The 13,371-nt window shown below is 63.5% G+C and carries 14 protein-coding genes; 13 read left to right on the forward strand and 1 reads right to left on the reverse strand.

What is annotated here, in order from left to right; all coding sequences use genetic code 11:
* The first annotated feature begins 143 nt into the window (after positions 1 to 143).
* The 3 genes from EN893_RS03975 to EN893_RS03985 are packed head-to-tail and all read left to right on the forward strand — an operon-like array spanning position 144 to position 2,168.
* Entirely contained in the window at positions 144 to 950 is an 807-nt protein-coding gene (locus EN893_RS03975) for an SDR family oxidoreductase (RefSeq protein WP_127268819.1), read from the forward strand.
* A 31-nt stretch (positions 951 to 981) separates the two neighbouring features.
* Positions 982 to 1,329, forward strand: coding sequence for a RidA family protein (locus EN893_RS03980; protein ID WP_023810158.1), 348 nt, complete (start codon positions 982 to 984; stop codon positions 1,327 to 1,329).
* Between the two features lie 50 nt (positions 1,330 to 1,379).
* On the forward strand, positions 1,380 to 2,168 hold the full coding sequence (locus EN893_RS03985; RefSeq protein ID WP_164749433.1) for a FadR/GntR family transcriptional regulator: 789 nt from the start codon (positions 1,380 to 1,382) through the stop codon (positions 2,166 to 2,168).
* A gap of 42 nt (positions 2,169 to 2,210) precedes the next feature.
* Here EN893_RS03985 and EN893_RS03990 read toward each other — a convergent pair whose 3' ends face one another.
* Positions 2,211 to 2,474 (reverse strand): hypothetical protein, encoded by a 264-nt coding sequence (locus EN893_RS03990; RefSeq protein ID WP_127268817.1) that lies wholly within the window; start codon positions 2,472 to 2,474, stop codon positions 2,211 to 2,213.
* On the opposite strand from EN893_RS03990, the gene EN893_RS03995 reads away from it, so the two are divergent.
* From EN893_RS03995 to EN893_RS04040, 10 genes are all read left to right on the forward strand, one after another.
* Positions 2,458 to 3,168: an SDR family oxidoreductase gene (locus EN893_RS03995; protein ID WP_127268816.1), complete on the forward strand. Its 711-nt coding sequence runs from the start codon at positions 2,458 to 2,460 to the stop codon at positions 3,166 to 3,168. The genes EN893_RS03990 and EN893_RS03995 overlap by 17 nt on opposite strands.
* An 11-nt stretch (positions 3,169 to 3,179) precedes the next feature.
* Positions 3,180 to 3,929, forward strand: coding sequence for an SDR family oxidoreductase (locus tag EN893_RS04000; RefSeq protein ID WP_127271850.1), 750 nt, complete (start codon positions 3,180 to 3,182; stop codon positions 3,927 to 3,929).
* A 95-nt stretch (positions 3,930 to 4,024) separates the two neighbouring features.
* Entirely contained in the window at positions 4,025 to 4,975 is a 951-nt protein-coding gene (locus EN893_RS04005) for a LysR substrate-binding domain-containing protein (RefSeq protein ID WP_023810154.1), read from the forward strand.
* Between the two features lie 87 nt (positions 4,976 to 5,062).
* Positions 5,063 to 6,097 (forward strand): amino acid ABC transporter substrate-binding protein, encoded by a 1,035-nt coding sequence (locus EN893_RS04010; RefSeq protein WP_127267661.1) that lies wholly within the window; start codon positions 5,063 to 5,065, stop codon positions 6,095 to 6,097.
* Positions 6,098 to 6,179: 82 nt separating this feature from the next.
* On the forward strand, positions 6,180 to 7,343 hold the full coding sequence (locus tag EN893_RS04015) for an ABC transporter permease subunit (protein WP_127267662.1): 1,164 nt from the start codon (positions 6,180 to 6,182) through the stop codon (positions 7,341 to 7,343).
* Between the two features lie 3 nt (positions 7,344 to 7,346).
* Entirely contained in the window at positions 7,347 to 8,426 is a 1,080-nt protein-coding gene (locus EN893_RS04020; RefSeq protein ID WP_127267663.1) for an amino acid ABC transporter permease, read from the forward strand.
* An 11-nt stretch (positions 8,427 to 8,437) separates the two neighbouring features.
* Positions 8,438 to 9,202, forward strand: coding sequence for an amino acid ABC transporter ATP-binding protein (locus EN893_RS04025; protein ID WP_127267664.1), 765 nt, complete (start codon positions 8,438 to 8,440; stop codon positions 9,200 to 9,202).
* Positions 9,203 to 9,234: 32 nt separating this feature from the next.
* Complete coding sequence (locus tag EN893_RS04030) at positions 9,235 to 10,665, forward strand: FAD-binding oxidoreductase (RefSeq protein ID WP_236383032.1); 1,431 nt, start codon at positions 9,235 to 9,237, stop codon at positions 10,663 to 10,665.
* Positions 10,666 to 10,760: 95 nt separating this feature from the next.
* The gene (locus EN893_RS04035) at positions 10,761 to 12,431 is read left to right on the forward strand and encodes a thiamine pyrophosphate-binding protein (protein ID WP_128361410.1); all 1,671 of its coding nucleotides are present in this window, start codon (positions 10,761 to 10,763) and stop codon (positions 12,429 to 12,431) included.
* The coding region (locus EN893_RS04040; protein ID WP_164900710.1) for a hydantoinase/oxoprolinase family protein at positions 12,428 to 13,371 on the forward strand (944 nt) is incomplete at its 3' end. The genes EN893_RS04035 and EN893_RS04040, both read left to right, overlap by 4 nt.

Below are 13,371 nucleotides of genomic sequence, written 5' to 3' on the forward strand. Positions count from 1 at the left end.
CATCATCATGGAGCCTGCGGAAACCGCTCTGCTGCGGGCGGCCAAGGGGATCGGCTGCCGCGTTCAACCGGGACGCCCGATGATGGATTTCCAGGTCCGGGCGATGTCCGAATTCTTCGACATCGAAGGCAAGGACCGCGGCCATGGCTGAGACACCGACTGCCGTCGTCATCGGCGGCACCTCCGGCATCGGACGCGCTATCGCGCAGCGCTTCGCAGAAGACGGTTATCATGTGGTCGTCTCCGGCCGGGATGCGACGAGGGGCAATGAGGCGGCCGGCTCCTGCCAGGCGGCGGGCGCGCCGCGTGCGCTGTTTGTCCAGACAGATGTCGCAGATAGCGGCTCAGTCGAGGCTCTGGCACGGATTGTCAGCGACGGGTTCGGCACGCCTCACGTCGTCGTCAACTGCGCCGGCATCTTGCAGAGCGGCAAGTACGTCCTTGATCAGGATCTGGACGAGGACGAGAAGATGTGGCGGGTGAATTATCGCGGCACGCTGTTGGGGTGCCAGGTGTTTGGCCGGCTGATGTCGGCCGCCCGGCGAGGCGCGATCCTGAATGTCGGCTCGCTCGCCTCTTTCGCGCCGCTGTCGCTGCCCGCCTACACGCCGGGAAAGCATGCGGTCCTGGCCCTGACCCAGATCCTCGCCGCCGAACTCGGCCCGCATGGCGTTCGCGTCAATGCGGTCGCGCCCGGCTATACACTTTCCGATGGTCTGAAGACCAAGATCGCCAGGGGTGAACGCAACCCCGAAGCCATACAGGCCACCACGGCGCTGCGACGCTTCGTCGAGCCGCGCGACGTCGCCGAGGCGGCATTGTTCCTCTGCTCGGAGCGCGCCGCTTCGATTACCGGCGTCACCTTGCCGGTCGACGCCGGCTGGCTGGTTCAGGCGCCTTACGCACAATATCTGCAGGGAAATCCCATCCGGCAAACGCCGGCTATCTGACAAGGATAATCCAGTGATCAATATCTCGCCAGTGAGCGACATCCAGCGCTTCGACTTCGATACCCGCATACACCATGGCGTCATCCATAACGGCACGCTCTACCTCACCGGCCAGGTCGCGAGGCCCGGCCAGTCCGCGGCCGACCAGATGCGCGAGGTGCTCGGCAAGATCGATGCGCTGCTTGGCAAGGCGGGCACGGACAAGACCCGCATCCTTCATGTGCAGATGTGGCTGGACGACATCAGGGATTTCGACGAGGTCAATGCGGTGTGGGACGCCTGGATGCCCGGGGAGCACGCACCGGCGCGCTCATCGGGCGAAGGACGGATGGCGAAGCCCGGAATGCTGGTCGAGCTGATCGTCACCGCGGCGGTTTGAATGGTCCTGCCGGTTCGGGCATCATCCCGAATCTGGCGAGAGGGAGACTGATGACGAAGCGCAAGCCGCTTTCCACCGTCGTGGCGGAGAGCCTGTCCGAGAAGATCCGCTCCGGACAGCTGCTGCCCGGCGCGCAATTGCCGACTGAGGCGGAGCTTTGCGCCGAGTACGATGTCAGCCGCACCGTGGTGCGGGAAGCTGTGGCGCGACTGCGTTCCGAAGGCCTGGTGGTGCCGCAGCAGGGGCGCGGCATGTTCGTCAGCGAGACGCCGGCGCCGCGCAACTTCTCGATACCGGACGAAGCGCTCAGGACCTTGCCGGAAACCATTGCGCTGCTCGAGCTGAGGTTGAGCGTCGAGGTGGAGTCGGCGGGATTGTGCGCGGAACGGCGCACCGATGCGGAAGCCAGCGCGATCCGCACCTTGATGGAACAGGTCGACGCCCAGCAGGCCGATCCCGCCGTCGTCCAGATCCACTACGACTATGATTTCCACCTGGCGATCGCCAAGGCGGCACGAAATGAATTCATCCACGGTTTCCTAAGCTATCTCGGGCCGATGATCGTGCCGCGCTTCCAGCTCGGCTATCTGGTCACGCCCGAACTCAAGGACAGCTATTACGCGCGCATACACAGCGAACATAAGACAATCGTCGACGCCATCGAAAGGCAGGATGGCCGCGCCGCCCGCCAGGCCATGCGCAAGCACCTGCACAACAGTCTCGGGCGGGTGCGCGCCCTGGCCCGAGCCTCTGGCGTGGAGGCAATCGAAGCCGAGCAGAAGGCGGCGGCGGCCTCACTTTTCACCGACATGAAAAGGCCTGCCTCGACAGGCGGATGAGGCCTCGCGAATTCGATCGCATCGGCGCGCCTGAGCTGAAAATTAGACATCCGTTGCGAAAGCCGTGTTTTTTGTTCCGTCACCGGCTGCGCGGGTTTCCCAAGGGCTGAAGGCGCCAGCTTGCCAGCGTTTCCCTGGGTTTTCGGCTGCTGCGGTTATCCGAACACCCCAAGGGATTTTGGAGGCATCCGAAATTTTCGAAAGTTTATCTTTCCTTTTTGCTGGTTTTCTTGGTTTCGCGGCATCGGCCCGGGCCGCAAACTGAAAACAGACAATCAGGAAAGCCCACGTGACGACAGCCTTCATCACCGGTGCGACGAGCGGCATAGGGCGGGCCATAGCGATCGCGCTGAGCGACGCCGGCTACGACGTCTATGCGGTCGGGCGCAGCCAGGCCGCGCTCAAGGAGCTGCAGGCACAGCGGCCCGGCATCGTGCCGATTGCCGTCGACGTCACCGACCGCGAGGCCCTGGAAGCGGCCCTGGCGGATCTCACCATCGACGTGCTGATCAACAATGCCGGGGTCATGCCGCCGCTCGGCAACTTCGCCGATATGGAGATCGCTGACATCGACACCACGCTCGAGGTGAACCTCAGCGCGGCAATCCTGCTCACGCGCCTCGTCGTCCCGCAAATGCGCGAGCGGCAGTCCGGGCATGTATTGTTCACCGGCTCCACAGCGGGCCACGCGGCATACTCCAACATTGCCGTCTATTCAGCGACCAAGGCGGCGATATCAGGCTTTGCAGCAGCGCTGCGCGCCGACCTCTCCCCATCGGGCGTACGCGTCACCGAGATCGTTGCCGGCCGTGTCGAGACGCAGCTCTACCAGGACATCCTCGACGCCAACGCGCGCGCAGCCATGTACGCCAGCAAAGTGGTGCAGCCGGATGACGTGGCCAGGATGGTCGTCGCTGTGCTTGGGCTCCCCGCGTGGGCCGACGTTACCCGTTTCGACATCATGCCGACTTGGCCAACCTCGCCAAGCGGTACCAAGTAAGGAAAACTGGGATGAAAGATCTTTCCGTTCTGATCGTTGGCGGTGGTGCCGGCCTCGGTGCCCTCTTAGCCGAGATGGCTGTCGAGGCCGGAGCGGCAAAGATCGGCATCATCGACATCAACCAGGAAGCCGCCGAGTCCGCGCTGGCGACCGCGAAGGCCAGCGGACTGCCTACCGCGACCGCCCTTTGCGACATCCAGGTAGGCCCACAGTGCCACGCCGCATTCGAGGCGATCGTTTCGAAACTCGGGCGCGTCGACACGCTGATCAATTGTGCCGCGATCTACCCTCGCCGCCCGCTCCTCGAAATCACCGACGCCGACTGGGATGCCTCCAACGGCATCAACATCAAGGGCACCTACCACATGATGGTGGCGGCGGTTCGCCACATGCAATCGCAGGAGCCGAAGAGCCACGTCCGCGGCCGGATCGTGAACCTGACCTCGGTCGACGCCTTCAAGGCGCATCCGCAGAACGCTCACTATGCGGCGACCAAGGCCGCCGTCGTCAGCCTTACCCGATCCTTTGCCCATCACGTGGCGAAGGACGGCATTCTGGTGAATTCGGTGGCGCCGGCCGGCATGGCGACGGAGAAGGCGAAAGCGCTCGGCTTCCTGGAGGAACTGGCCAAGGCGAGCCCGCTCGGCCGCGGTGCCGAGCCAAAGGAGATTGCCGAATGGGTGCTGATGACGGGCAGCCCCAAGAACACTTACATGACCGGTGAAAACGTAATTGTTTCAGGTGGTTACATATACGCCTAAGTCTCTTTCGCCGCGGGCGACTGAACTCTGGCAGTGCATGACCGAGGCAGTGCATGACCGACCGGGCCACAAGCAGGGAAAGGAACGGAATTTCGATGACCGGCAAGCTGCGCCTTCCCTCGCTGAATGCTCTGCGCGTGTTCCACGCGGTCGCGCAGCACAAGAGCTTTCGGCAGGCGGCGGATGAATTGCTGGTCACGCCGCAGGCCGTCGGACAGCAGATCAAGCTTCTGGAGGATACGCTCCAGGTAACGCTGTTCGAGCGTAAGGGCCGGTCGATCGAACTGACCGAGTCGGCCATTCTTCTGTCGCACTATGTCAAAGCCGGCTTCAACGAGTTTGCCGAAGGCGTTCGCCGCGTCACCAAGTCGAACTATCGGGACCGCATCAACCTGAATGCGAGCCCATACTTCGCCACGCATTATCTCCTGCCGCGGCTTTCGTTGTTCCGGGAAATCTTGCCGGGCGCGGACCTGCGCCTGACGACCATGGTCGACCTGCCCGATTTCGGGCGCGACGATATCGATATGACGGTCCAGTGGGGCTACGGCAACTGGTCCGACTATGAAACCACGTTGCTGGTGCCGGATCCGAAGATCATCTGCTGCACGCCGGCGATCGGCGAAAGGATCAAGTCGGCGCATGATCTGACACAGTTCACGTTGCTCGACACCGTCAAGTCGAAGCGTCTGTGGCCGGACATATTGCGCCACCTTGGCGTGGAACTGACGGATGGCGACCGCAGCATCAGCTTCGACGACGCCGCGACCATGCGCCGGGCGACCTTGCAAGGCATAGGTGTGGGCTTGGTTTCCGTCATCGATGCCGAGGAAGATTTCCGGGCGGGCACGCTGGTCGCGCCGATCGGCCGCGACGCCATTGCCGACATGAAGCCGGAGGAAGTCCCGGGCTTCTATCTTGTCGTCCCACGCGGACATCTGCGCGTGAAGGCGGTCGCGGCACTTCACCGATGGCTGGCTCAGCAGGATTGGCGCGGCGACCTCACGATTTCCTCGTTACCGAAACCGGCCCCGCTTTCCGACTAGAAGCGGCTTCGAGACCGAGGCCTGAAAGACGCCTTTCGGGCCTCCAACAACAAGAAACCAAACAACCTCAAACAGTGGAGACGGAACATGAAAATGATGAAATGGGGGGCTTCGGCCCTGGCCCTTGGCCTCGTGCATTTTGCGGCGCCGGCGGAAGCCGCCGGCGGCAAGACGCTCGAAACCGTCAAGGCACGCGGCATGCTGAACTGCACCGGCCATGACGGCTCCTATCTCGGCTTCGCCGAGGTGGACGACAAGGGCAACTGGAAGGGCATGGACATCGACCTCTGCAAGGCGGTGGCCGCGGCCGTGTTCGGCGACCCTGCGAAGCTGAAAGTCGTTCCTATCAGCTGGGCCCAGCGCTGGCCGGCCCTGCAGTCCGGCGATGTCGACATCATCGTCAAGGCCTCGGGCGGCACGCTCAGCCGCGACACCGAACTTGGGCTGCAGTTCTCCATGTCCTACTATCTCGGGACCACCAAGGTGATGGCGCACAAGGAGCTGAACCTCAAGTCGCTCAAGGATGCCGCAGGCGGCACGATCTGCATTCCCGCCGGCACCTCGCAGGAACAGCAGGTCGCTGCCTATACTGCCAAGCTCGGCATCAAGCTCGAACCGGTGCTCATCGAGAAGACCGAGGAGCTCGAGCAGGCCTATTTCTCGGGACGCTGCGATCTTTATGCGCAGTGGGGTCCGACACTGGCCATTGCGCGCATCGCCAAGAGCAAGGTCGACGACCATGTCATCCTGCCCGACGTGCTCGCCGTCGAGCCTGAAGTCATGATCATGCGGCAAGGCGACGACAACTGGGTCGACATCGCCAACTGGACGCTGAGCACGCTGATCTTTGCCGAGCAGGAAGGCATCACCTCGAAGAACGTCGACGAGATAAAGGCCAAGCCGACTTCACCGCAGGTCGCCAAATTCCTCGGCGTCACGCCAGGCATGGGCAAGGGTCTCGGGCTCTCCGACGACTGGGCCTACAAGGTGATCAAGAACGTCGGCAACTACGGCGAAATCTTCGATCGCGATCTCGGCAAGGACTCGCCCTACAAGATGGATCGCGAACTGACCAATTTGTGGAACAATGGCGGTGTCCTGTTCCCGCTGGTTGTTGATTGATCCGTTCTGAACGCATCCCGCTCCAGGTCCCGCCCGGCTCCCGCCGGGCGGGACCGCGCGGCAATTCGGGAAGGATTTCTGAATGGTCAGCCTGCTGAGAAATCAAAAAGTCCGCAACGCACTGTTGCAGATCCTGTATGTCGGCTCGATCGCCGCGATGGTGCTTGCCGGCATTGTGATCGCCAGACAGAACCTGGCGGCGCAGGGGATCACCTCCGGATTCGACTTCCTGTTCAAGTCGACGGGCTGGGACCTGAACTTCTCGCTGCTGCCCGCCACGGCCAACGACCCTTATTGGTGGTACTTCCTCATCGGGATCATCAATACGCTGTTTCTGGGAACCGTCGGCCTGACGCTGGCGACGATCGTCGGAACGATCGTCGGCCTGGCGCGGACATCCTCGAACGAATTGGCCCGGCTGCTCGGCCGCACCTATGTGGACATCTTCCGAAACATCCCGCTGATCCTCCAGGTTTTTTTCTGGTATGCCGTCATCACCCATCTGCCGACGCCGCGCGCCGCGCATGAGGGATGGGGCTTTCTCCTCACCAGCCGGGGGCTTTACATCCCGTTCCCCAATATCAGCAGCGCCGCGCTCGCTGCGGCGACATTGGCTGTGATTGCCGCCATCGCGCTGCCGATCTGGCTGGGCAGGACATCGCGCCTCAGCCTGCCGGTCGGCCAGCGTGGCGGCATTCAGCTTGCCGGCACGGCGGCGGCACTTGCCTGCGCGGCCATCGTTCTGGTGGCCGGCCGCCTGGCCGACTCGCCGCTACTCGATTTTCCGGCGCTGCAAGGTCTCAATCTGCGAGGCGGCCTGCGCATTCCGCCGGAGTTTGCGACACTGGCCATCGCGATCGCCATCTATGGCGGCTCCTACATCGCCGAGATCGTGCGCGGCGGGTTCAAGGCTGTCGGCAAGGGCCAGGTCGAGGCGGCTCTTTCCCTGGGCCTCGGCCCGTGGCGGGTCTTCATGCTGGTGCGGCTGCCGCTGGCACTACGCGCCATGCTGCCAATCCTCGCCAACCAGTATGTCTGGCTGATGAAGGCGACCACAATGGGCATCGCGGTGGGCTTCACCGATTTCTTCATGATCGTGGCGCTGACGATCAACCATTCCGGCCAGACAATCGAAGCGATCGGCATCCTGATGGCTGGCTTCCTCGTCATCAACCTCAGCCTCGCCGCCATCTTCAACCGCATCAACAAAGCAATCGCCCTCAAGGGCAACCAGTTGAGGGGGTGAGGGATGGAAATGGTCGTTGTCGCCCCTCCTGCCATTGGCAAGATCGAGGATCTGAGGCGGCGCTTCTTTGCGACGCCCCTGCAGGCATTGCTGTCGCTGGCTTCCCTGGCGGTCATGGTCTTCCTGGCCTGGAAGCTCCTGAATTGGGCGGTTTTCTCGGCCGTCTTCACGACGAGCGGCGGACCCGAAGCCTGCCAAGCGGCGGCGGGAGCCTGCTGGTCGGTCATTGCCGCGCGATGGCGCATCATCCTGTTCGGCCTCTATCCCTATGACGAGCAGTGGCGGTCGGCCCTGGCTTGCCTGATCGTCGTGGTCATGACGGTGCTAAGTTGCGTTCCAGCCTTCTGGACGGGTCGCCGCATCGCACTCGTATGGGGAGCCGGAACGGCGCTTTTCTACGTGCTGATGAAGGGCGGCGTGCTTGGTCTGCCCTATGTCGGCGAGGAGGCCTGGGGCGGACTGGCGCTGACCCTGTTCATCTTCGTGACCACCTGCCTGATCGGCTTCCCGCTGGCGATCTGCCTGGCGCTGCTGCGCCGCTCCGGCCTGCCATGGATTTCCCGCACCACTGGCCTCATCATCGACGGGGTGCGTTCATTGCCTCTGATCTCGATCCTGTTCACCTTCGCCATCGTGCTGCCGTTCGCACTGCCGCAATGGCTGGTGGGCGACAAGCTGTACCGGGTGATCCTGGGCTCGGCCCTGTTTTTTTCCGCCTACCAGGCGGAGATCGTCAGGGGTGGGATGCAGGGCGTTCCCAGTGGGCAAGAAGAGGCAGCCATGGCGCTTGGCATGCGCTATTGGCAGCGCGTCGGCCGCATTCTTCTACCGCAGGCCATGCGCAATGCGCTGCCGGCGACGATCAACCAGTTCGTGATCTCGTTCAAGGAAACTTCGCTGGTGATCATCGTCGGCTTCTTCGAGATCCTGGCCTCCGGCAATGCCGCCTACGGCACCGGCGAGTGGCGCTTCGCCTATGTCGAGGTCTATGCCTTCATCGCCTTCATCTACTTCATCTTCGTGTTCAGCCTGTCCCGCTATGGCGCTTTTCTCGAGCGCCGTATGTCGGTCGGCGAACGATAGGGGGCGTTTACGTGATTTCAGGAAACTCGCCCCGATCCAGCGGCCCCGCGGTGCTGATCGAAAATCTCGACAAATATTACGGGACATTCCAGGCGCTGCGAAAGGTGAGCTTGTCCGTGGATCGCGGCGAGAGGATCGTCGTCTGCGGCCCGTCCGGCTCCGGCAAGTCCACCATGATCCGCTGCATCAACCGTCTGGAGCAGCACAATGGCGGCCGGATCACCGTGCTCGGCACCGAGCTCAACGACGATGTCGGCAACATCGACGGGATCAGGCGGGAAGTCGGCATGGTGTTCCAGCACTTCAACCTGTTTCCACACATGACGGTGCTGGAGAACTGCATGCTCGCGCCCATGATCGTACGCAAGGTGCCGCGCGCGGATGCCGAGGCGACCGCCCGGCGCTATCTGGAGAAGGTACGCATTCCCGAACAGGCGATGAAGTATCCCGGTCAGTTGTCCGGTGGCCAGCAACAGCGGGTCGCGATAGCGCGTGCCCTTTGCATGCAGCCCGAGATCATGCTGTTCGATGAGCCGACCTCTGCGCTCGACCCGGAAATGATCGCGGAAGTGCTCGACGTCATAGTCACGCTCGCCTCCGAAGGCATGACAATGATCTGCGTCACGCATGAGATGGGTTTTGCGCGCCGGGTTGCCGACCGGGTAATTTTCATGGATGGAGGCGAGATCGTCGAACAGGCGCCTCCCGATGAATTCTTCACCTCCTCCCGCAACGAGCGCACGCGGCAGTTCCTGTCGCAGGTGCTTGGTCACTGATCGATGCAACGATCCCGCGTCAGGCCGCAGCCATGTCCGTGACTGATCCCGTCACCGCCTTGCGCGATATGCTCGGACCGAAAGGATGGCTTTCGGGCAGCGATGCCAGGCCCTATCAGCGCGATTGGCTCGATCGCTACGGCGTCGCGGCTCTGGGCGTGGCCAGGCCTGCGGACACCTCCGAAGTGGCCAGTGTCGTAAAGACATGCCACGCGGCCGGTCTGGCGGTCGTGCCGCAAGGCGGCAACACCGGGCTTTGCGGCGGCGCCGTCGCCGATCGGCCGGATGCGGTGATCGTTTCGCTTTCGCGCATGACGGCGATCGGCAAACCGGACTTGGACAGCGGCTCGATCCTCGTCGAGGGGGGAGCCGTGCTTGCCGCGCTGCACGAGGCGCTGGAACCGCACGGCCTGATGTTTCCGATGCATCTCGGCGCGGAAGGCAGCGCCAGGATCGGCGGCCTGGTCGGCACCAATGCCGGCGGCAGCCAGGCATTCCGGTATGGCATGATGCAAGACCTCGTGCTTGGCCTGGAGGTCGTGACCCCTGATGGGGCGATATGGAACGGGCTGCGCGCGGTGCAGAAAGACAATGCCGGCTACCAGTTGCGCAAGCTCTATTGCGGCGCGGAAGGAACGCTTGGCATCGTGACGCGCGCGATCCTGCGGCTCTACCCGATGCCGCGGCGGCAGGCGAGCGCGCTTGTCGTCATGTCCGATTTCGCCGCGGCGATTTCGTTTGGCACCTTTCTGCGGGGCGAGGTGGGGGAATTCCTGACCGGGCTCGAGTTCTTCTCCGACATCGGGCTGGGACTGGCCCTCAAACACCTGCCCGACCTCGCCTACCAGTTGGAGGCACGCGGCGAGGTCTATGTGCTGGTCGAACTGGCATCGGGCGCCCCCCGCGTTCCGCTCGACGAGATACTGGCTTCGGCGCTGGAGTGGGGCATGGAGCAAGGCCTGGTGCTGGACGGAGCATTGGCGGCGACGGGCGCGCATCGCGCACAATTCTGGCGGCTGCGAGAGGAGCAGCCGGAAGGACAGAGGCTGGAAGGAGAGCAGCTGAAGCACGACATCTCGGTGCCTCCGGGCGCTATCGCCCGTTTCGTCGAGGCCGGCGCAGAGATCTGCGACGACATTCTTCCCGGCGTGCGGATAAACCCGTTCGGGCATCTCGGCGACGGCAACATCCACTACAATCTGTCGCCGCCGGAAGGCCGCGCCGATTTTGACGGCAAGGCCGAGCGGTTCGCCGAGGCGCTATCGTCGCTCGCCACGCAAATGGGCGGCAGTTTCGCGGCCGAGCATGGACTTGGCCGCGCAAAGGTCGCCATGGCCGACCGAAACCGCAGTCCATTGGAACGCGAACTCATGGCGCGGCTCAAGGATGCATTCGATCCACGGGACACGATGAATCCGGGCGTGCTGGTGCGCGCTGCCCGGCAAAGAAAAACTTTCGAATAGACGGCATTTCTTGATTTCGCCCCGAACCGCCTGCGTGCACCTATGAACCGAAGGCAGGCTCGATCGACCTGCCGCCAAAGTGAGGATGTCGAAGCATGATCCGCAATGGCGGCCGCCTTCTCGTCGAGTGCCTGATCGGGCTTGGCGCGACCAGGAGCTTCGGCGTGCCCGGAGAAAGTTATCTGGCCGTCCTGGACGCGCTGCACGACACGCAGGGAAAGCTGGACTACACGCTTTGCCGCAATGAAGGCGGCGCGGCGTTCATGGCCTCGGCCTACGGCAAGTTGACCGGCTCGCCAGGCATCTGTTTCGTGACGCGCGGCCCAGGCGCCACCAACGCCAGCATCGGCGTTCACACGGCCATGCAGGACAGTTCGCCGATGATCCTGTTCGTCGGCCAGGTCGGCACCGACATGAAGGGCCGCGAAGCGTTTCAGGAAATCGACTACCGGTCGGTGTTCGGCACGGTCGCCAAATGGGCGGTCGAGATCGACGATGTCGCGCGCCTGCCCGAGATTGTGGCGCGGGCATGGACGACCGCATTGACCGGACGACCTGGTCCCGTCGTGGTCGCGCTGCCCGAGGACATGCTGACCACCATGACCGAAGCGGCTCCGCTCAGCGCACCGGCGGCCATTTTCGAGCCGGCGCCGGCGCCGGAAGCGATCGCTTCGGCCTTCAGGCTGCTGGCCAAGGCCGAGAGGCCGGTCCTGCTCATGGGCGGCGCCAACTGGACCGTGGACGGACGCGCGGCGCTACAGGCTTTCGCAGAGGTTTCCGACATCCCTGTCGTGGCGGCCTTTCGCTATCAGGACCAGTTCGACAACCATTCGCCGGTCTTTGTCGGCGAGGCCGGCGTCGGCATGGTGGCGCATGTCAAAGCCCTGCTCCGCGACGCCGACGTGATCCTGGCCGTCAATGTGCGTTTTGGCGAGATGACCACGGACGGCTATACGCTGCTGTCCGTGCCGGTGCCGCGCCAGAAACTGATCCATGTCCATGGCTCCGATCGCGAGATCGGCAAGACCTATGTGCCGGCTATCGGTATCCATGCCGGGCCGAACGCTTTTGCCCGGGCGTTGACGCCCGTCAAAGGCGGCTGGGCGGACTGGCGCGCCGCGGCCCGCAAAGCCTATGAAGGGACATTCGGCGCGCCCGTCCAGCCCGGCCCGGTGGACATGGTGGAGGTCAGCGCCTGGCTGCGCGCAAACCTGCCTGCCGACGTCATTCTCACCAACGGCGCCGGCAATTTCACCGTCTGGCCGAACAAGTTCTTCAAGTTCGGGCCGGACGCACGGCTGCTCGCCCCGCAGTCTGGCGCCATGGGCTACGGCCTGCCGGCGGCAATTGCCGCCAAGGTTGCGTTTCCAGAACGCACGGTCGTCTGCTTTGCCGGCGACGGCGACTTCCAGATGAATTGCCAGGAACTCGGAACCGCTATGCAGGCTGGCGCGCAGCCGATCGTGCTGATCCTCAACAACGGCATCTACGGCACGATCCGCGCCCATCAGGAGCGCCACTATCCGGCGCGCGTTTCGGGCACGTCGCTCGAAAACCCTGATTTCGTGACACTGGCTAAGGCCTATGGCTTCCATGCCGAGCGGGTCGAGGCGACGCGCGATTTCGCGGCGGCGTTCGATCGGGCGCTCGGATCCGTGACGGGAGCGGTCCTCGACATCGCCATATCTCCCGAAGCGCTGACGCCCCGACAGACCCTTTCCCAGATGCGTGACGCCGCGCTCGCTTCCCAGAAGGACAAGGCATGACCTCCAAAGACGACATCCGTCTCGGCGCGGACATCGGCGGCACGTTCACCGACGTCGCGCTCGACCTCAGGGGAACGATCTTCTCCACCAAGGTATTGACCAATTACGCGGCGCCCGAGCAGGCGATCCTGGACGGCATTGCCGTCGTCACGCGCGATGCCGGTATCGCGCTTGCCGAGATCGGCATCATCATCCACGGCACGACGCTGGCGACGAATGCGCTCATCGAACGCCGTGGCGCCAAGACCGCACTGGTCACCACCGAAGGGTTCCGCGATGTCATCGAGATGCGGACCGAAAACCGTTTCGAGCAGTATGACCTCGACCTGCAGCTGCCGGCGCCGCTAATCCCGCGCGAGCACCGTTTCACGGTAAAGGGCCGGATCGGTGCGGAAGGCCAGGAGCTTCAACCGCTCGACGAAGCCGCCCTGGAAGGCATTGCCGACCGGATCGCGGCCGGCGGTTTCGGCTCCGTGGCGATCGGCTTCATCCATGCCTACACCAACCCTGATCATGAGCGCCGGGCACGCGCTATCCTGTCCCGCAAGCTTACCATCCCGATTTCGATCAGCGCCGAAGTCTCGCCGCAGATGCGCGAGTTCGAACGCTTCAACACGGTCTGCGCCAACGCCTATGTGCGGCCGCAGATGGCGGACTATCTCGCGCGTTTCCAGACTCGCTTGAAGGAGATGGGCGCCGAGTGCCCGGTCTTCATGATCCATTCGGGGGGCGGTCTGATCTCGGTAGAGACGGCCTCGGAATTTCCCGTGCGCCTCGTTGAGTCCGGCCCGGCCGGCGGCGCCATCTTCGCCGCCGACATCGCCAGGCGATTCGGCCTGGAAAAGGTCGTCTCCTATGACATGGGCGGCACCACTGCAAAGATCTGCCTGATCGAGGATTATGCGCCGCGCACCGCCAGAACCTTCGAAGTGGCGCGTAC

This window comes from Mesorhizobium sp. M7A.F.Ca.CA.004.04.2.1 (genome assembly GCF_004022825.1).
Classification (GTDB): domain Bacteria; phylum Pseudomonadota; class Alphaproteobacteria; order Rhizobiales; family Rhizobiaceae; genus Mesorhizobium.

Bases quoted from the DNA above. Each gene is read 5' to 3' on its own strand.
- EN893_RS04005 (WP_023810154.1), top strand. From the start codon at position 4,025: ATGACCGGCAAGCTGCGCCTTCCCTCGCTGAATGCTCTGCGCGTGTTC.
- EN893_RS03975 (WP_127268819.1), top strand. From the start codon at position 144: ATGGCTGAGACACCGACTGCCGTCGTCATCGGCGGCACCTCCGGCATC.
- EN893_RS03990 (WP_127268817.1), bottom strand. From the start codon at position 2,474: ATGAAGGCTGTCGTCACGTGGGCTTTCCTGATTGTCTGTTTTCAGTTT.
- EN893_RS03985 (WP_164749433.1), top strand. From the start codon at position 1,380: ATGACGAAGCGCAAGCCGCTTTCCACCGTCGTGGCGGAGAGCCTGTCC.
- EN893_RS04020 (WP_127267663.1), top strand. From the start codon at position 7,347: ATGGAAATGGTCGTTGTCGCCCCTCCTGCCATTGGCAAGATCGAGGAT.
- EN893_RS04010 (WP_127267661.1), top strand. From the start codon at position 5,063: ATGAAAATGATGAAATGGGGGGCTTCGGCCCTGGCCCTTGGCCTCGTG.
- EN893_RS04000 (WP_127271850.1), top strand. From the start codon at position 3,180: ATGAAAGATCTTTCCGTTCTGATCGTTGGCGGTGGTGCCGGCCTCGGT.
- EN893_RS04015 (WP_127267662.1), top strand. From the start codon at position 6,180: ATGGTCAGCCTGCTGAGAAATCAAAAAGTCCGCAACGCACTGTTGCAG.
- EN893_RS04030 (WP_236383032.1), top strand. From the start codon at position 9,235: ATGTCCGTGACTGATCCCGTCACCGCCTTGCGCGATATGCTCGGACCG.
- EN893_RS04035 (WP_128361410.1), top strand. From the start codon at position 10,761: ATGATCCGCAATGGCGGCCGCCTTCTCGTCGAGTGCCTGATCGGGCTT.